Here is an 18,144-nt window from a genome sequence, read left to right on the forward strand (position 1 = left end):
GGGGTGTTATCCCCCCCCCGGGGGGGCCCCCCCGTCCCCGGTCCGGCGCAAATATAACCCCCCCCCCCGGGTTGTGCCATACGGACGGGCCGCGGCCGGATCCGGCAGCGGCCCTTCTCCTCCACGACGTGCGGTGTCAGCGCTGGGTGTAGATGAAGCCGGTCTTGTCGACCTCGTCGCCGGAGCGGCCGTGGAATCCGGCGATCTGCCAGCCGCTGGGCGCCGTGCGCGTCACGCAGTCGGACGTCGTGGTGCCGCCCGCCAGGCTGTTGCCGAGGTTGGTCGTGAACTTGGCGTAGAAGATCCTCGTGTGGCCGTCGTACCGGCCCTCGCACAGCTGTGCGCTCGTCACGTACTCGCCGCTGCCCAGGGTGAGGGACGACGCCGTGCCGCCGGTGCCGCCGTGGGCGAGCGTGGTGCCGTTGCTCAGCGTCAGGCCGACGCGGTCGACGCGGGAGCCGCTGCGCAGGGTGATGCTCGTGGCGCGGGCGCCCGCCGGGACGCTGTCGATGTCGTTGAAGTAGTCCCCGTGCGGCCCGCCGAACTGGTCACTGAGCTGGAAGGCGGAGTTGTGCGACCAGCCGAACGTCGCGGTGATCGGGTCGTGGTCGGAGAGCATGAGCCCGTCGTCGGTGAGGAACTTCGCGTGCTCGTTGTTGTACGAGGTGGCGTTCAGCGAGACGAGCCTGCTGCCTCGGTAGAGGACCTTGTCTACGATCTCGCAGCTGTTCGTGACCGCGTTCTCGTCGCAGACCAGCGCGTCGCTGCCCTTGACGGGCGGGGTGCCGCCGCGCACGAGCCGGACCCAGGCGTCGGTGAGTCCGTTGGCCGCGGCGAACTCCGCGATGGTGTCACCGGAGCGGGTGTAGCGGGTGTTGGTGTCGCCCATCACCACGACGGCGTTGCCCGCGGAGTGGGTGCGGATGAAGTCCGTCAGCTGGCTGAGGTTGTCCGCGCGCGAGGCCAGGTCGCCGTCGTTCGTCCCCGCGTTGGTGTGCAGGTTGTAGAAGTCGACGTACACGCCCTCGGCGAGCCGCTCCCGCATGAACGTGAAGCCCTTGGGGGTGAGGCAGTCGCCCGAGTCGTACTGGCACGATTTCCAGTGGACGCGCTCGAAGTCGTCGGTGTCGTACGGCAGGTCGGACAGCGTGTTGAGGCCGCTGCCGATGCCGGCTCCGCCGCTGGTGGGCGTGCGGTAGGGGTGGGTGTCGGAGGCGTACAGGTAGGAGTGGTAGTTGAAGTCCTCCTGCACATGGACGATGTCGTACGGGCCGAGCCGACCGCCGATCGTCGTCGTGCTCGGCTGACGGGGCGTCGGGGCGCTGGAGAGGCCTTCGGGGAGGCCCGCGACGTTGTAGCTGAGCACGCGGAACGTGCCCGAGTCGGCCGCCGTCGCGGCGGGCGCGGCGGTGGTGAGTCCACCGAGGACGGCGGCCGTCGCCGCGAGGGTGGCGAGGAGTCTGCGCATGGGGGTACGGCTCCTGGGGTGACGGGAGGTGGATGTTGCGCGCATGTCAAAACGCAGCGCCAACGTAGCGGCCGAAGCTGTGAGGGAATGCGCTTTCTGCCGCTTCGGGCAAGACTTCACCCAACGGTCGCCCCAGCGTCGACGACGACCCTAGGCCGCGTGTTCCAGCACCTCCTGCGCCACGTTCTTGTCCAGGGCCGCACGCACCAACGCGGCCGACAGCACGGCCGGTTCGGTGTCCCCGGCGAGCCGCACCAGCCGCTGCGGATCCTTGGGCAGGCCGAGCCGCTCCGCACCGGACAGGGCCTTGGCGTCCAGATAGGGCCCCACCTCCGGCCAGACCCGCTGCACCTCCCGCAGAAAGATGTCGGCGCCCGCCGGCCCCATCCCCGGTATCTCCTGGAGCAACCGGCGCAGCTCCGGAACGTCCCCGTGCGCCTCCTTCCGCATCCGCCGCAGATCGCCACCCCAACGCTCCGTCAACAGCTCGGCTCCGCCGCCGAGTTGGGTCGCAGTGCGCTCGTCGTAGCGCCGGTAGCCGCCCCGCCCCAGCGCGTCCACGCGCTCCTGCCAGTCGGCCCCGGCCATGCGCCGCGGATCCCGCAGACCCGCCTCCTGCAGCGCCCGCACGGTCTCGAGGGCGATCGAGCTGCGGATGCGGGCGCTGAGCAGCAGGGCCATCAGCAGCAGCCGGTAGAGCGGCTGCGGGGTGTCCTTCAGCGGGATGCCGGCCTCCTCGGCGTACGTGTGCCCGTGCTCGCCGAGCAGTTCGGCGACGACACGGTCCGCCTTGCCCTGGCGGGGCACGGGGGTCTCACCGCCCCGGCCTGAGCGGGTCGTGGCCGATCGTCATCAGCTGGTGGCGCCGCTCGTCGTCCACCGCCTCGGGCTCGTTCTCCAGGTCCCGCCCGTCCGTCACGGTGTCCACGACCTCGCGCATCACCTGGACGTCGTCGTCGGTCAGATCCGTGCGCCGCTTCTGCAGGATCGCGAGCACATGCCGCCCGGTCGGCGGCCCCGCCCGCTCGGGCAGCGGCTCGGTGTCCTCGCCAGCGTCCCGGACCCGCAGCCAGGCCGCGAGTTCCTGGGACGTCATGTTCACCACGCGGTGGAACTCGGCCCACAGCGCGTCCATCTCCAGGGCGTCGGTCATGGCGTACTCCTCTCCGCCCTCGGTGGCCGGGCCCTGTCCGTCCCCGGCGGGCCGGGCCCGGCCGCTCCGGTTCAGTCCTCCGGCGGCCAGTTCTCGGCGTCGAACATCCAGCGCTGCTTCTCCAGCTCCGCGGTGAGACCGATCAGCAGATCCTGGGTGACCGGATCGGCCTTCTCCGTGGTGTCGATCCGAGTGCGCAGCCGTCCGATCGCCGTCTGCAGCGACTCCGCCATCAGCCGTACGACGTCCGTGTCGCGCAGCCGGCCGTCCTTCACGCCCGGCAGACCGAAGGCGGACGCGACGGTCTCCGGCCGCCCGTCCGGCGGGACGCCCAGCGCGGCGGCCCGCTCGGCCACCGTGTCGGCGTACGAGCGTGCCGTGGCCACCACCTCGTCCAGCTGGAGGTGGATCGAACGGAACCTCGGTCCGACGATGTTCCAGTGGGCCTGCTTTCCGACGAGCGACAGCCCCAGCAGATCCACCAGGGTCTCCTGCAGGGCGTCCCCCGTGACCCGGCGTGCGGGTCCGGTCAGCGTGCCGTGCACCACGGTCATCGAGCGCTTCTCCTTGTCCTCGGCGTCCTTGTCCGGACTTTCGCGGTCCGGAGCAGCTCGGCACGTTCCTGCTCACCGGTGCCGCCCCAGACGCCCGCCGTCTGCCCGCTGCGCAGTGCCCAGTCCAGGCACTCGCCGATCACCGGGCAGCGACGGCAGACGCGCTTGGCGGCGGCGGTCTCCTCCAACGCGGGCCCTGAGGACCCCACCGGGAAGAACAGGTCGGGGTCCTCGCCCACGCATGCCGCGTGCCGCAACCACTCCATGGCCGCCCGGGTGCCCGAGGCGGATGGGGTGAAACCCGGTGCGACCGCACCCCGGAACAGGGTCGGGGAACTTCCCGGCGGGCCGTCCGCGGTCTATAGTTCAAAACTAGCGGTGCTAATTAATGGTTGAGGCCGATCAGGAGTCCCGTCGTGCGTACCGTCCATTTCGCGGCAGCCCGCCGCACCCCCATCGGCAAGCTGCGCGGTGCGCTGTCCTCCGTACGGCCCGACGACCTCGCCGCGGCCGTGATCCGCGACCTGGTCGCGCAGGTGCCCGGCCTCGACCCCGCCCGTATCGACGACGTCTACTGGGGCGCCGCCAACCAGGCCGGCGAGGACAACCGCAACGTCGCCCGCATGGCCGTCCTTCTCGCCGGGCTGCCCGCATCCGTTCCGGGCGCCACGGTCAACCGGCTGTGCGCCTCCGGCCTGGAGGCGGTGACGGCCGCCGCCCGCACGATCGCGGCGGGCGAGGCGGACATCGTGCTCGCGGGCGGCTCCGAGTCCATGAGCCGCGCCCCCTTCGTGCTGCCCCGCCCCGACGAGGTGCTGCCGCACCGCATGGAGACCGCCGACACCCGTCTCGGCTGGCGCCTGGTCAACCCCGCGATGAAGGACCTCCACGGACTGCTGTCCATGGGGGAGACCGCCGAGGAGGTCGCGGAGCGGTACGGCATCGAGCGCGCCCGTCAGGACGAGTTCGCGCTGCGCAGCCACCGGCGGGCCGCGGACGCCCGCAAGAACGGCTGGTTCGACGGCGAACTCCTGCCCGTGACCAGGCCGGACGGGGTCGTGGTCGCCGCCGACGAATGCGTCCGCGAGGACACCTCGTACGAGAAACTCGCCCGGCTCCGGCCGGTCTTCCGCGAGGACGGCACCGTCACCGCGGGCAACGCCTCGCCCATGAACGACGGTGCCGCCGGACTTCTCCTCGTCAGTGAGGAGGCCCTCGACGAGCTGGGCCTGGAGTCGCTCGGCCGCTATGTCGCGGGCGCCTCGGCCGGCGTCCCCCCGGACGTGATGGGCATCGGGCCCGTCCCCGCCACCGAGAAGGCCCTCGCCCGGGTCGGCTGGACGATCGGCTCCATCGAGGAGGCCGAGCTCAACGAGGCCTTCGCCGCCCAGACCCTCGCCTGCGTCGACCGTCTCGGCATCGACCCGGAGCTGGTCAACCCCGACGGCGGCGCCATCGCCCTCGGGCACCCGCTCGGCTGCTCGGGCGCACGCATCCTGACGACCCTGCTGCACCGGATGCGCCGCACGGGAGCGGCCCGCGGTCTCGCCACGATGTGCGTGGGGGTCGGACAGGGCAGCACGGTGCTTGTGGAACGCCCGTAGGACTTTCCCGGACAAGGAACAGATTCGACAGCCTTGCCTCGGGCCGTCCTGACGCGCCCGTCGTCCGGTGTCCAGGGGCGATCGGTCTCCAGACGCAGAGCACGTTGATCAAGATCCTGCTGTCGGCGGGAATGATCGCGACGCCGGAGCACGACACCATGAACCCGGAACACGTCCCGGTGTTCGGCACGGTGTCCGACCTGCCGCCCGCGCTCAGGCCCCCGTTCGTGCCCCCGGGACACCGGCCCTGAACGAGGGCAGCAGGTCGCAGGCGTAACGGCGTACGGCCCGTGGGCGGAGTGCGGTGGACGGTGGAGAGCGCGGGCCCCCGCTCGGCGGTCGTCGCGGCCGTGATCTACTGCCACGACACGGACGATCCACGAGAAGCCGAGGCGATGACCCGACACTGCTGTCCGGCGATGACGGAACGGGTGAACCGGAGCTGTGAGCGGCACGACGAGGCTTTCGCCTGCCCGGACGCGCTGATCGTGTTCACCGCGAGGTTCCGGGAGTACGGGCTCATCGTCCACGACGGCGGTACGTCGAGCATCGGGATCGACTTCTGTCCCTGGTGCGGGCAGCGGCTCCCCGAGTCCCAGCGGGACCGGTGGTTCGAGGAGTTGGAGAGCCGCGGCATCGATCCGTGGAGCGATGAGATACCCGCTGAGTTCCAGGACGACCGCTGGCTCGGCGCGTCGGGCGGGAGTCAGTGATGCGGTCGGTGGGGTCGGTGGGGTCGGTGGGGTCGGTGCGGTCGGTGCGGGTTGTCGGGTATGAGTCGCTGGTGTCCGCCGTTGGGCGATGCGCGGGCGGAGGACCGGTCTCCGCATGAACACGATGTCGCTCTGGAACATATCGACCTGGGGGTTCGCCGCGCTGGCCGGCGCGGCGATGCTCGTCGGCTTCTCCAAGACCGCTGTCAGCGGTGCCAACACCATCAGCCTCGCGATCTTCGCCGCGGTCCTGCCCGCCCGTGCCTCCACCGGTGTCCTGCTGCCCGTGCTGATCGTCGGCGATGTCCTCGCGGTCCTCACCTACCGGCGGCACGCCCACTGGCCCACCCTGTGGCGCCTGTTCCCGGCGGTCGCCGTGGGTGTCGTCCTGGGCACCCTGTTCCTGGTGTGGGCGGACGACCGGGTTGTACGGACGTCGATCGGCGCGATCCTGCTGCTGATGACCGGGGTCACGCTGTGGCGCCGGCGTACCGCCGGCCGGGAGGAGGACCCGGACGCGGTGACCACCCGCGCCGGCCGGGTCAAGGCCCGCTCCTACGGCGTCCTCGGCGGTTTCACCACGATGGTCGCGAACGCCGGCGGCCCGGTCATGTCGATGTACCTGCTGTCGGCGGGCTTCCGGAAGCTGGGCTTCCTTGGCACCTCGGCCTTCTTCTTCCTGATCGTCAACGTCTCCAAGGTGCCCTTCAGCGCGGGGCTCGGCCTGATCGACGGCCGCTCGCTGCTGCTGGACGCGGCGCTCGCGGTGTTCGTGGTGCCGGGCGCGTTCATCGGGCGGTGGGCGCTCGACCGGATCAACCAGCGTCTGTTCGAGCAACTGGTCATCGTGGCCACCGTGGTGGGCGCGGCCCAACTGCTGCTGCGCTGAGCGGGACCGCCGCGCTAGCGCAGCAGCGTGGGGAGATCCGCGAAGGAGTCGAGGACGTGGTCGGGCTCGCCGCTCGCGGCCCGGTAGGTCTCCGCGCGGTACTTGCCGGTCCGGACGAGGACCCCGGTGATCCCGGCACGCTGGGCCGCGAGGACGTCGTTCTCGATGTCGTCGCCGACCATGAGCGCCTGGCCCGCGCCGACCCCGAGGCGGGCCAGCGCCGCCTCGAAGAACGCGGGTGACGGCTTACCCGTGACCTCGGCCTCGACCCCCGCGGCCCGCTCCAGCCCGAGCAGGAAAGCCCCCGAGTCGAGCTGCAGCCCCTGGTCCGTACGCCAGTACAGATTGCGGTGCATGGCGATCAGCCGCGCTCCCCGCTGGAGATGACCGAACGCGCGGTTGAGCGCCGTGTAGTCGAACTCCGGCCCGGCACCGCCGAGGAGCACGACGTCCGGGGGAGTGTCCTCGTCGGCGTCGTCGTCGACCACCGAGACCCCGACCAGGTCCGCCCGGATGTCACCGCTGTTGAGCAGCGCGCACCGTGCTCCCGGACAGTGGTCGGCGAGATACCGGGCGGTGACGGAGGGCGCGGTGAGGATGTCCTCCGCGGCCACCGGGAAACCGGCGCCCGAGAGGGTCTCGGCGACCGACGCCCGGGTGCGGGACGTCGTGTTGGTGACCAGGGCGACGGCGAGACCCGAAGCGCGGATCTCCCGCAACGCCTCGACCGTGCCCGGCAGCGGCTGCCACGAGACGGTGAGGACCCCGTCGATGTCGATGAGGACGGCGCGCACTGCATCCATGTCGGGACCCTAGCGAGCCGAGCGCCCGTGCGCCGTGAGGCCACGGGCGGCGGGCGCCCGGGCAGCCCGTACTCTCATGTCCATGCCCCTCCACGTCCTGGTCCTCGGCGGTACCACCGAGGCACGTGAACTGGCCGCCTCGCTCGCGGCCCGTTCCGGCGTGCGGGTGACCACCTCCCTGGCCGGGCGGGTGTCGCGGCCGGGGTCGCTGGACGGGGACGTACGGGTCGGCGGCTTCGGAGGTGCGGAGGGGCTGGCGGCGTGGCTCCGCGAGCACCGCGTGGACGCGCTGGTCGACGCCACGCACCCGTTCGCCGCCGGGATCACCGCGAACGCCGCGCGGGCCGCCGCGGACACCGGTGTCCCGGCCGTGGTGCTGCGCCGCCCCGGCTGGCGCGCGCGGCCCGGCGACCTTTGGCACGAGGCGGCCTCGCTCGACGACGCGGCCGCGCTGCTGCCGCGACTCGGCCGACGGGTGTTCCTCACCACCGGCCGGCTCGGCCTCGCCGCCTTCGCCCGGCTGACGGATCTTCACTTCGTCGTACGGTCGGTGGAGCCGCCCGGGCCGCCTCTGCCGCCGCACACGGACGTGCTGCTCGCCCGGGGGCCCTTCACGGTCGAGGACGAGACCGCGCTGCTGCGCGAGCACCGCATCGAGGTGCTGGTGACGAAGGACAGCGGGGGCGCGGCGACGGCGGCCAAGCTCACCGCGGCGCGGGAACAGGCGGTGCCGGTGGTCGTCGTACGGCGTCCGCCGTTGCCCGAGGGCGTCACGGCGGTATCGGACGTGTCGGCGGCACTCGCGCGGCTGGGGCTCGCTCCTCGGTGACCGGCCGGTCCGGCTCAGTCCCGCGGATTCCTGCGCAGCAGATACGTGTCCATGATCCAGCCCTTGCGTTCCCTGGCCTCGGCCCGCAGCCGCTCGATGAGCTCCGCCGTCTCGGCGAGGGGGCCGGAGACGAGGATCTCGTCCGGCGTGCCGATGTACGCGCCCCAGTAGATGTCGATGTCCTGGTCCGCGTACTGCCGGAAGGTCTGGTGGGCGTCGAGCATGACGACCACGTCGTCGACGCCTTCCGGGAGGCCCTCCGCGAGCCGGCGCCCCGTGGTGATCTGCACGGGCCGGGCCACCCGGTTGAGCCCCGTGCGGTGCTTCGCGACGAGCGCCGAGACACTGCTGATTCCGGGGATGACGTCGTACGAGAACGTCACCGTGCCGCGGTCCAGGATCTCCTCCAGGATGCCGAGCGTGCTGTCGTAGAGCGCGGGATCGCCCCAGACGAGGAAGGCGCCGGTGTCGTCCTCGCCCAGCTCCTCGGCGATCAGCCGCTCGTAGATGTCGGCGCGCGCCGAGCGCCAGTCGCCGACGGCGGGGGAGTAGGCGCTGCCGCCCGCGGCCCGGTCGCGCTCGGGGTCCCGTGCCTCGGCCAGCCGGTACGTCCCCTCGGGCAGATGCGCGTCGAGAATGTCGTGGCGCAGTTGCACGAGGTCCGACTTCACCTCGCCCTTGTCGAGCACGAAGAACACATCCGTGCTCTTCAGCGCCTTGACCGCCTGCAGGGTCAGCTGGTCGGGGTCGCCCGCCCCGATGCCGATGACATGAATCGTTCGCACGCCCCCGAGTCTGCCGTACGCCACCGGGGACCCGCGCAGGCCCCTGCCCCGGTCGGCCTACCGCCGCTCTCCGAGCAGCCGGGGCGCCCACGCCTGCGCGTCCACCGCGGCCGCGTCCCGCTCCACGACAGACGCCGACTCATTTGCCCAGGCGACCAGTTGCGCCACGTCCATGCCGTACGGCCGGTCCTCGCCGGTCTCGGCCGCCCACCCCTCGACCGCCGCGGCACCGCGGCGCAGCAGCCGGGCACCGCCCGTCGTGTTGCCCCGCGCCGCGTGGGTGAGACCGACCGCCATCTGCGCGAGCCCACGCCACAGCGCACGCTCCTCGTCCGGACCCGACTTCCAGGCGTCCTCGAAAACCTCGTGCGCATGGAACGGCCGTCCGGCGTCCAGCAGCGCCTGAGCCTTGCTCACGGTGTCCCGCGGAGTGCGCACGACACCCTCCGGCTGCCGCGCCACGCCCGGCGCCCCGTACGGCAGCGGCCGCCCCAGCCCGTCCCGCGGCCGAGCGTTGCGGGCCCGTCCCTCGGCGTCCCGGTCCCGTGCCCGGCCCGCGCCGGCCTCCGATGCGTCGTCCATACCCCGATTGTCCCCCCGCCGCCCGTGCCTTTCGGGGCAGCCCCCGGCGTGGGGTAAAGTTCTGTCCGCGCGATCACGCGGGCCACCGCGGGAAGCGCACCGGGACGTGGCGCAGCTTGGTAGCGCACTTGACTGGGGGTCAAGGGGTCGCAGGTTCAAATCCTGTCGTCCCGACGGTGCGAAGGGTCTTCGCGGGCGAGAGCCTGCGGGGACCCTTTTCGTGTGCTGTGCCCTCGACGTCCGGCACGCGACTCACCTTGCCGTCGGCCCGGTACGGGACATGCCCGACCGGACACGGTCCGCCGCGCCCAGGAGACCCGAGGCGGCGGATCCGGGCCGTTCAGCCGGCGTCGGTCGGTGTGAAGGTCACCTCCGCCGTGGCCGCCGTGTCGCCGCGGCGGCCGGGGGCGGTCTGCCAGTTCCAGTACAGGTTGATGTGGGCGATCACCTGGGCCGGGGGCGGTGCGCCGTATGCGGTGAGGTCCTCCGTGGTGTGTGCGTCGGTCACGAGCGTGGCGTCGTAGCCCCGCGCGATGGCGCCGTGCAGGGTCGAGCGGACGCACATGTCGGTCGCGGCGCCCGTGACGACGACGCGGCCCACCCCGCGCTCGGCGAGCAGCGCCTCCAGCTCCGTGTCCTCGAACGAGTCGCCGTACAGCTTGTGGACGAGCGGTTCCGGGTCGTGGCGCTCCAGCTCCGGCACGTACTGCCAGCTCTCGCTGCCCCGCACGAGGTCGTCGTCGGAGTGCTGCACCCAGATCACCGGCACGTCCTCCGCGCGGGCCTTGCCGATCAGGGTGTTGATGTTCGCGAGCACGTCGTCGCGGTTGTGGGCGGTGGCCACCACCCCGTTCTGCACGTCGATGATGAGCAGCGCCGTGTTCGGCCGGTCCGGCAGGGTTGTCATAAAGACTCCCGGATTCCTCGTGAGGTGCCAGGTCGCCTCACACCGTAGCGGCGGCCACTGACAACCGGGTGCGGGAACCGCGGCGCGGCAGGACGCCGTACCGCCCGCCGGGCGTGCGCCGGGGAGGGTCCTGCCCCTTGACTTCGCGGGGCCCCGGCGTCACATTTCCTGACGCTACGTCAGATACGGCTGTCCGTACGCCTCACCGTCCCTCGTCATCCCGGGAGCGATCTGCCATGGCCGCCAGCGCGGACCCCGCGAGACCCACCGCATCCCCCGCGGCGGCCGGACCGTCGCGCCGACAGGTGCTCGGCGCGACCGGCGCCGGGCTCGCCCTCGCGGCCGGGCTGCCCCAGGCCGCCGGCTCGGCGCCCGCGGCCGACCTGCCCTCGCTCGGCACGTACGACGTCGTCGTGATCGGTTCCGGCGCGGCGGGCATGACGGCCGCGCTGACGGCCGCCCATCAGGGGCTGAGCTGTGTGGTCGTGGAGAAGGCGGCCACCTTCGGCGGCTCGGCGGCGCGCTCCGGCGCGGGCGTCTGGATCCCGAACAACCCCGTCCTCCTCGCGGCCGGTGTCCCCGACACCCCGGCGAAGGCGGCGGCCTATCTCGCGGCGGTCGTCGGCCCGGACGTCCCCGTCGAGCGGCAGCGGGCCTTCCTCGGCCACGGTCCCGCGATGATCTCCTTCGTCATGGCCCACAGCCCGCTGCGCTTCCGCTGGATGGAGGGGTACAGCGACTACTACCCCGAGCTGCCCGGCGGTCTGCCGAACGGCCGCTCCATCGAGCCCGACCAGTTCGACGGGAACATCCTCGGCGCCGAACTGGCCCATCTGAACCCGCCGTACATGGCGGTCCCGGCCGGACTGGTCGTCTTCAGCGCCGACTACAAGTGGCTGACGCTCGCCGCCGTCAGCGTCAAGGGAGCCGCCGTCGCCGCGGAATGCCTCGCCCGCGGCACCAAGGCGGCCCTCCTCGGCCAGAAGCCCCTGACCATGGGGCAGTCGCTGGCCGCCGGTCTGCGAGCCGGACTGCTCGCCGCGGGCGTGCCCGTATGGCTGAACACCCCGCTCACCGATCTGCGTGTGGAGGGCGGGGCGGTCACGGGTGCCGTCGTGACGCGCGACGGTACGCCGGGACTCCTCCGGGCCCGGCGCGGTGTGATCGTCGGCTCCGGCGGTTTCGAGCACAACGCGGCCATGCGCGAGCAGTACCAGCGAGGGCCCATCGGCACCGACTGGACCGTGGGCGCCCGGGAGAACACCGGCGACGGCATCCGGGCCGGCGAGCGGGCCGGTGCCGCCCTCGACCTGATGGACGACGCCTGGTGGGGCCCGGCCATCCCGCTGCCGGACGACCCGTACTTCTGTCTCGCCGAACGCACCCTGCCCGGCGGACTGCTGGTGAACGCCGCCGGGGCGCGTTTCGTCAACGAGGGCGCCCCCTACAGCGACGTGGTGCACACGATGTACGACCGCAATCCCAGCGACCCGGACATCCCGGCCTGGCTGATCGTCGACCAGAACTACCGCAACCGCTACCTCTTCAAGGACGTCGCGCCGCTCCTCGCCCTCCCCGGCGCCTGGTACGACTCGGGTTCCGCGCACAAGGCCTGGACGCTGGACGCGCTCGCCGGGCAGATCGGCGTGCCCGCCGGCGCGCTACGGGCCACCGTGAGCCGCTTCAACTCCCTTGCCCGCAGCGGCGAGGACTCCGACTTCCACCGCGGGGACAGCGCCTACGACCACTACTACACCGACCCCGCGGTCGTCCCCAACTCCTGTCTGGCGCCGCTGTGGCTGCCGCCGTACTACGCTTTCAAGATCGTCCCGGGTGATCTGGGCACCAAGGGCGGAATGCGCACGGACGCGCGGGCACGGGTGCTGCGTGCGGACGGTTCCGTGATCCCGGGTCTGTACGCGGCGGGCAACGCCAGCGCCGCCGTCATGGGGCACAGCTACGCGGGCGCGGGCTCGACGATCGGCCCCGCCATGACCTTCGGGTACATCGCCGCGCTCGACCTCGCGGGCGGGTCGTGACCGGATGCGGCGCTGCTCGAGGAGGGGCGGGGAGCGGGGCGCAAACCCATGGCAACGGGTTCATATAGGCTGCTCGCTTCGGCCCCCCACAGTCCGCGAGCGCCCGGGAGAGTCCCAGTGACCGTAGCGATTCCTCCGTCCGACACGGCCGGTTCGTCCGACGACCGGCCCGTACCCCCGGCGCAGGCCGAGGACACTGCGGCTGCCGTACCGGCCCCCGCCGGCGAGGGGTTCTGGGTGGAGCCGGGGGCGGCCGATGACGCGGTCCCGGACCTGGCGGAGCCCGAGGTGGCCGAGGTCGTGGTCCCGGATCCGGCGGAGCCCGAGGTGGCCGAGGTCGTGGTCCGTGACGCCCGCGAGTTCGGGGTGTACGCCCGGACCGGTGGCTGGGCGTTCGCGCTGAAGGTGGCGCGCAGCGTACGGCCCGGCGGCGAGCCCGCGGGCGAGACGCCCAAGGTCTCCGCCAAGCGCTTCGCCGAGCTGGCGGGGTGCTCGCCGGAGCGGATCATGCGCTACTACAAGGCGTGGGACAAGGCCGCCGACGACGGGCTGGTGCCGCACTTCGAGATCCTGGTCCCCGGCCAGGACATCGAACTGCCGGACTCCGATGTGTGGCACTCGTACTACACCGCCCGCTCCAGCGCGTCCTCCGAGCGGGGGACCGCCATCGCCGCGGCGGCCGAGGCCGAGGGCATCCGGCCGACCAAGGCGCTGGAGGTCGCCGAGAACCCCACCGCGCTGCGCGCCGCCATCCTCGCCGACCCCGCGACCGCCAGGACCGCGCGGTCCGCACTGCTCGACCGGCTCAGGGAGGACCCCGTCCTGCAGACCGAGCTGGCCCGTGACGTCGCCCGCACCGACGAGCTGAAGAAGGCGGTCGCCACCGAGAGCCGGGCCGCGGACCGGATCGGCTATGTACGCCAGATCGTCGAGAACGGCCAGGTCAAGACGCCCGCCGGGCAGACGATCGACGCGCCCGCCGAACTCCGCGCGGAGGCCGAGCGCCATCTGTCCCTCATCGACGAGCTGGACGACGGGGAGGACACCGGACAGTGGGCCACGGAGGCCTACGACACGGTGAAGGAACTCGTCGTCCAGACCGTCGAGGCCGATCCGGAGCTGCGCCGCCAGGAACGCCGTACGAAGTTCTACGGCAGCCTGCAGCGGGCGACGAAGGTCTTCGAGGAACTGACCCTGGACGACGCGGACGACCTCGACGACCTGTACGAGGACGACATGCTCCAGCGGCTGGAGGAGTTGCAGACGGCCATCGGCACCTGCATCGCGGCCCTGCGGAAGGCGGCTCCGGAGCAGTCCTGACGCCGGGCGCACCGGACACAGGAATCGGCTAGGCCGGAACGACGGCCGGTTGCGGGTGCGGTTGCTCCTGCGGCCGCGTCTCCGGTCGCGGTACGAGGGTGTTCACCCGGTGGACCAGAGCCGGCAGGAACGGTGAGACGACCGTCGCCCCGGTCGCCGCGGACAGGGCGATGGCCCAGGCGGCCGGGCCGAGGGGCGTACAGCCGAAGAACTGGCTGAGCACCGGGGTCTGGACGACGGCGGCCAGCGCCGCCAGGGAGCCCACGGAGGAGACGACGATCGATCTGCTCCGGCCCCCGGCCAGCAGTGTCTGGCCGAGCTGGGAGCCCACCAGCGCGACCAGCGCGACGGTACGGGCGCGGGCGCGGCGCCCGGTGAACCGGGCGGCGAGCCAACCGGCCGTCGCGCCGAGGGTGGTGGCCACGGCGCGGCACACGGTCTCCTCGGTCAGCGCCGTACCGAGCGAGACCTCGGGGCCTTCGTGGACCATGCGGTCGGTGGCCTCGGGCGGGCGCAGGGCCACGGCCATGGCAGGTGCGAGGTCCGTGAACAGGTTGACCAACAGCAGTTGACGGGCCGTCAGTGGTGAGGTGCCGGTGGCGGCCGCACCGAGCAGGGTGAACGCGATCTCCCCAAGGTTGCCGCCCACCAGGATCGCCAGGGCCTGACGTACCGAGGCCCACATGGCGCGCCCCTCCACCAGGGCGGCGAGGACCGTCTCCAGCCGGTCGTCGGTGACCACCAGGTCGGCCGCCGCCCGTGCGGCCGGGGTGGCGCGGGTGCCGAAGGCGATCCCGATGTCGGCGAGCCGGATGGCGGGCGCGTCGTTGGCGCCGTCGCCGGTCATCGCGACCGTGCGGCCGAGGCGCTGGAACGCCTGCACGATACGGACCTTGTGCACGGGGGTGCCCCGCGCGACCACACCGATGTCAGGCAGCAGCGCGTCGAGGGCGTGGTCGTCGAGGTCGTCGAGCTCGGCACCGGTCACCACGCGTCTGCCGTCCAGGACGCCCAGTTCGTCGGCGGTCGAGCCGGCGGTGGCCGGGTGGTCGCCAGTGATCATCACGATGTGAACGCCGGCTTCCGCGAGGTGACGCACCGCGGCCGCGGCGGTCTTGCGCACTCGGTCGGCGAACGCCAGGAACCCGGCGAAGTCGAGCCCCCGCACGGTCTCGTCCGTGAGGTCGCCCTCGGGGGCGTCGCGGAGTTCGGCGACGGCGAGGACGCGGTGGCCCTCGGCCGCCAGTCTCTCCCCGGCGGCGAGGATCTCCGCTCGGCCCGCCTCGTCCAGCGGCCGGCCGCCGCGGGTGGCGCAGCGTCCGACGACCTCCTCGGGGGCTCCCTTCACCGACAGGATGCGGTGGCCCTCGGACCGGCACAGCGTGGCGTGGAAGCCGCGACTCGGCTCGAACGGCAGAGCGGACAGACGCTGCCAGCCGGGTGCGCCCGTCGTCCTGCGCACCCCTGCCTCCTGCGCCCCCGCGGTGACCGCGCCGTCGGTGGCATGGGCGAGCCCGCCCTCGCCGTGCGGGCGCGGTGTGGCCCGCAGCGCGACGGCGAGCACGGAGCGCTGTGCCTCGCCGAGCGACTCCAGGCGCCGGCTGTCGCCGTCCGCCGCGACGGAGACGAGGGAGATGCGTCCGTGGGTGAGGGTTCCGGTCTTGTCGAAGCAGAGCACGTCGGTGCGGCCGGCCGCCTCGATGGTACGGGGATCCCGGACCAGGGCGCCCCGGGTGGAAAGCCTTCTGGCGGAGGCGAGTTGGGCCGCCGACACCAGAAACGGCAGCCCCTCGGGAACGCTGGCCACGGCGAGCCCCACGCCCGCGCCGACGGTGTCCCGGGCCGGGCGTCCGCGCAGGGTGCCGGCCGCCATCACCGCCGCGGCCGAACCGAGCGCCACCGGCAGGGTGCCGCGGGTGATCCGGGCGAGCCTGCGCTCCACCCCGACGGCGGGGGCGGCGCCCCGGCCGATCGTCGCGGCCCGGCTCGCCTCGGTCGCGGGGCCGGTCGCGACCACGACCGCGCGGCCGCGGCCCGCCGCGACCGTGGTGCCCTCGTAGACCATCGACGTACGGTCCGCGAGGCCCGAGGCCAGTACCGGCGCGACGTCCTTGGCCACCGGGAGCGACTCGCCGGTGAGCGCCGACTCGTCGGTCTCCAGGTGGTGCGCCTCCAGCAGGCGGGCGTCGGCCGGTACGACGTCACCCGCGTCCAACCGGACCACGTCGCCCACGGTCAGGTTCCGCGCGGGGACGGTGGTGTCCGAGCCGTCGCGCACCGCCTTCGCCATGACGGCCGACTTGCGCCGCAGCCGGGCCACCGCCCGGTCGGTCCGATGGCGCTGGAAACCGCCGAAGAGCCCGGACAGCGCGGTGACGGCCACGATGACGACGGCGTCGAGGACGGCTCCCACGGACGCGGACATGGCCGCGCCGGCTCCCAGCACGGGCGTGAGCGGATTGGCCATCTCGGTCAGATAGGCCCGGCCGAGCGAGGTCGTCCGCACCTCCTCGCCCCGGGCGATGCCCCGCTCCCGCACCTCGTCCGAGGTCAGCCCGGCGTCCCTGCTCCCGGTCCGGTCGAGCACGGTGGCCGGGTCCATCGCGTGCCAGGGGTGCCGGGACACATCGGTCAGCGGCAGGGGCCGCCGCAGCAGCCGTGCCGCCGACCAGACACCGGCGGCCGTGCCGAGGGCGGCCGCCGCGTTGAACGCCGTCGTGCTGTGGGTCGCGGCCCGCCGCGGCTGCCCGGCCACCGCCGCCGTGGCGCCGACCGCGGCGGAGGCCTGTGCGAGCCGCACTCCGCGGTGGGCGCTGTCCCGAGCGGCGCGACAGGCGTGCACGAGGACGACGGTCGCCGCCGGATCCCGGTCCACGTACAGGTCCGCGCCCCAGGGCGGCCCGCTGTCGGGGTCGGCCAGGCCGACCCCCACGTCGGCGGCCTGCAGCGCGGTTCGGTCGCGGGAGACCAGCAGCACCCCGGTGCCGTCGCGCTGGAGGTCCCGTACGACGTCGAGCACCTGCTCGCCCGCGTCGCGCACCGCGTCGGCCTCCCGTACGGCCGGTTCCCGTGCGTACCCACCGGTGACCACGACGGTCAGCCCGGCGGCGTGAGCGGCGGGCACGAAGGCGCCGGCCGCGTCGTGCAGCCGCGGTACCACGCTGACCACGGCGTACAGGCGCCGTCCCCGCGCCAGGCCGAGCACGAACCGTGCGCCGTCGCGTTCCAGCCGTTCCCGGGCCTCCGCGCCCGTGTCTGCGTCCGTCTCTCCGTCCAGCGGGAGGTCCTCGACGGGCCCGAGCGTCCACTCGCCGTCCTCGGACAGCCGCTCGGGCGCGGAACCGTCGAAGAGCCGGTGGGCCCGCGCGGCGAGTTCTCCCGCGGGCGCGTCGTCGAGGGGCACCAGATCGGCCAGCACATGGGAGCCCGTGGCCAGCACGTCCGTGTCGAGGAGCAGCGTGCCGATCCGGTCCAGCCGGCGCAGCGCACGGGGCTCGGCCACCAGGACCCCCTGGCGTGCCAGGCCCCGGCCCAGGGCGCAGGCGAATCCCTCACGAGCCAGCAGCGGGGCCTTGGGGATCGCCGCCAGCGCGCCGCCGGCGGCCTTCGAGGGGCGCCGGGTGACGAGGAGGGAGCCGGCGAAGGACGCCGCGGCCACGAGAGGCACCTGATCGGCGTAACGCTCGACGGGACCCTGCCGCAGCGGGGTCTCGCGGGGGAGCGGGGGCGCCGCGTGGTGGGCGACCGCCTCGGCGCTGCCCGCCAGGCGCGGTTCGGCCGCGGCCCAGGTCGCGTCCTCCGCGTTCGCCTCCAGGATCCGCAGGGCGTGCCGGACGGTGTCCACGCCGGTGCCGAGGAGCCCTCCGGAGCCGGCCTGGCCCAGGGCCGTGAGCCCGGCCATGAGCAGTCCGGCGTACTCGGTGCCGACCGCCCGCTCCACCAGGGACCGCAGCCGGGGCATCGTCTCGACGAGGGGGGCGAGCGCGGCCACCGAGGACGGCAGGGGTGCCTTGCGCACCAGGACCGCCGCCGCGGCCAGTGGCGCCGCGGCCATGTGCAGGGCCATCGCCGACCCGGCGCGCCGGGACGTCCGGCCGGAGAGCGGATGGTCGGGCAGGGGGAGATCGATGTCGTGGGCCTCCTCGATCGTCTCGACCGCCTCGGTCACGGTCTCGACGATGTCCTCGGCGTCGTACCCGGTCGCGGCGGCGACGACGACATGCCCGAGCACCGTGTTGGCCACCGCCCAGGCCACCCCCGGCACCTCGGCGAGCCGCCGCTCGACCTCCTGGGCGAGCTTCCTGGCCTTGGCGGGAGGCAGCTCACCCTCCCGCAGACCTCGCACGGCCACATGGGCACGCCCGTCGAAGTGCCGTATGCGCCGGCACGTGTCGCCCTGCAGTACGGCGGCCGCGCAGGACACGACGGTCCGCAGCAGCGTGCCTCCCGGCAGTGCCACCACGCATCACCTGCTCCCGGCCCGGTGGGTTGACTCCGG

At 73.2% G+C, this 18,144-nt stretch carries 17 protein-coding genes and 1 tRNA gene; 8 read left to right on the forward strand and 10 right to left on the reverse strand.

Annotated features, from left to right (window positions below; translation table 11 throughout):
* Positions 1-136: 136 nt before the first annotated feature.
* The 5 genes from ACFYX0_RS26070 to ACFYX0_RS26090 form a co-directional block, all read right to left on the reverse strand.
* A complete protein-coding gene (locus ACFYX0_RS26070) occupies positions 137-1,468 on the reverse strand; it encodes a jacalin-like lectin (protein WP_388973541.1) in 1,332 nt (443 codons plus the stop codon).
* A gap of 150 nt (positions 1,469-1,618) precedes the next feature.
* Entirely contained in the window at positions 1,619-2,275 is a 657-nt protein-coding gene (locus ACFYX0_RS26075; protein WP_311699832.1) for an endonuclease, read from the reverse strand.
* Between the two features lie 7 nt (positions 2,276-2,282).
* Positions 2,283-2,621: a DUF3140 domain-containing protein gene (locus ACFYX0_RS26080; protein ID WP_311699833.1), complete on the reverse strand. Its 339-nt coding sequence runs from the start codon at positions 2,619-2,621 to the stop codon at positions 2,283-2,285.
* 71 nt (positions 2,622-2,692) lie between these two features.
* Positions 2,693-3,175 (reverse strand): Dps family protein, encoded by a 483-nt coding sequence (locus ACFYX0_RS26085; protein WP_388973543.1) that lies wholly within the window; start codon positions 3,173-3,175, stop codon positions 2,693-2,695.
* On the reverse strand, positions 3,172-3,441 hold the full coding sequence (locus ACFYX0_RS26090; protein ID WP_388973545.1) for a WhiB family transcriptional regulator: 270 nt from the start codon (positions 3,439-3,441) through the stop codon (positions 3,172-3,174). Before ACFYX0_RS26090 ends, ACFYX0_RS26085 begins: the two co-directional genes overlap by 4 nt.
* 150 nt (positions 3,442-3,591) lie before the next feature.
* Here ACFYX0_RS26090 and ACFYX0_RS26095 point away from each other — a divergent pair, with 150 nt between their 5' ends.
* The 4 genes from ACFYX0_RS26095 to ACFYX0_RS26110 all read left to right on the forward strand — a co-directional run bounded on the left by ACFYX0_RS26095 (position 3,592) and on the right by ACFYX0_RS26110 (position 6,381).
* A complete protein-coding gene (locus tag ACFYX0_RS26095; protein ID WP_388973547.1) occupies positions 3,592-4,779 on the forward strand; it encodes a thiolase family protein in 1,188 nt (395 codons plus the stop codon).
* A 104-nt stretch (positions 4,780-4,883) separates the two neighbouring features.
* Entirely contained in the window at positions 4,884-5,030 is a 147-nt protein-coding gene (locus tag ACFYX0_RS26100) for a hypothetical protein (protein ID WP_388973549.1), read from the forward strand.
* A 39-nt stretch (positions 5,031-5,069) separates the two neighbouring features.
* On the forward strand, positions 5,070-5,492 hold the full coding sequence (locus ACFYX0_RS26105) for a DUF6980 family protein (protein ID WP_311699837.1): 423 nt from the start codon (positions 5,070-5,072) through the stop codon (positions 5,490-5,492).
* 115 nt (positions 5,493-5,607) lie between these two features.
* Positions 5,608-6,381, forward strand: coding sequence for a sulfite exporter TauE/SafE family protein (locus ACFYX0_RS26110; RefSeq protein WP_388973551.1), 774 nt, complete (start codon positions 5,608-5,610; stop codon positions 6,379-6,381).
* A gap of 14 nt (positions 6,382-6,395) precedes the next feature.
* Here the strand turns inward: ACFYX0_RS26110 and ACFYX0_RS26115 are convergent, their stop codons facing one another.
* Entirely contained in the window at positions 6,396-7,184 is a 789-nt protein-coding gene (locus tag ACFYX0_RS26115) for an HAD-IIA family hydrolase (RefSeq protein ID WP_311699839.1), read from the reverse strand.
* Positions 7,185-7,266: 82 nt separating this feature from the next.
* Here ACFYX0_RS26115 and ACFYX0_RS26120 point away from each other — a divergent pair, with 82 nt between their 5' ends.
* Positions 7,267-8,013 (forward strand): cobalt-precorrin-6A reductase, encoded by a 747-nt coding sequence (locus ACFYX0_RS26120; RefSeq protein WP_311699840.1) that lies wholly within the window; start codon positions 7,267-7,269, stop codon positions 8,011-8,013.
* Positions 8,014-8,027: 14 nt separating this feature from the next.
* On the opposite strand, the gene cobF is transcribed toward ACFYX0_RS26120, so the two are convergent.
* On the reverse strand, positions 8,028-8,798 hold the full coding sequence (gene cobF / locus ACFYX0_RS26125) for a precorrin-6A synthase (deacetylating) (protein WP_355924130.1): 771 nt from the start codon (positions 8,796-8,798) through the stop codon (positions 8,028-8,030).
* A gap of 57 nt (positions 8,799-8,855) precedes the next feature.
* Entirely contained in the window at positions 8,856-9,380 is a 525-nt protein-coding gene (locus ACFYX0_RS26130; RefSeq protein ID WP_388973553.1) for a DUF309 domain-containing protein, read from the reverse strand.
* Positions 9,381-9,480: 100 nt separating this feature from the next.
* Here ACFYX0_RS26130 and ACFYX0_RS26135 point away from each other — a divergent pair.
* A tRNA-Pro gene (locus ACFYX0_RS26135) sits at positions 9,481-9,554 on the forward strand.
* A 166-nt stretch (positions 9,555-9,720) separates the two neighbouring features.
* On the opposite strand, the gene ACFYX0_RS26140 is transcribed toward ACFYX0_RS26135, so the two are convergent.
* Positions 9,721-10,287 carry a cysteine hydrolase family protein gene (locus ACFYX0_RS26140; RefSeq protein WP_388973555.1) on the reverse strand — a complete coding sequence of 189 codons (567 nt, stop codon included), beginning with the start codon at positions 10,285-10,287 and terminating at the stop codon, positions 9,721-9,723.
* A gap of 236 nt (positions 10,288-10,523) precedes the next feature.
* Between ACFYX0_RS26140 and kstD the strand changes: the two genes are divergently transcribed.
* Both kstD and ACFYX0_RS26150 read left to right on the forward strand, forming a co-directional pair.
* Positions 10,524-12,326, forward strand: a complete 1,803-nt coding sequence (gene kstD, locus ACFYX0_RS26145) for a 3-oxosteroid 1-dehydrogenase (protein ID WP_388973557.1) — start codon at positions 10,524-10,526, stop codon at positions 12,324-12,326.
* A 117-nt stretch (positions 12,327-12,443) separates the two neighbouring features.
* Complete coding sequence (locus ACFYX0_RS26150; RefSeq protein ID WP_388973559.1) at positions 12,444-13,646, forward strand: hypothetical protein; 1,203 nt, start codon at positions 12,444-12,446, stop codon at positions 13,644-13,646.
* A gap of 28 nt (positions 13,647-13,674) precedes the next feature.
* On the opposite strand, the gene ACFYX0_RS26155 is transcribed toward ACFYX0_RS26150, so the two are convergent.
* Complete coding sequence (locus ACFYX0_RS26155) at positions 13,675-18,105, reverse strand: HAD-IC family P-type ATPase (RefSeq protein ID WP_388973561.1); 4,431 nt, start codon at positions 18,103-18,105, stop codon at positions 13,675-13,677.
* Between the last annotated feature and the right edge of the window lie 39 nt (positions 18,106-18,144).

The sequence above is a fragment of the Streptomyces sp. NPDC002573 genome (genome assembly GCF_042889625.1).
GTDB classification, from domain to species: Bacteria; Actinomycetota; Actinomycetes; order Streptomycetales; family Streptomycetaceae; genus Streptomyces; species Streptomyces gibsoniae.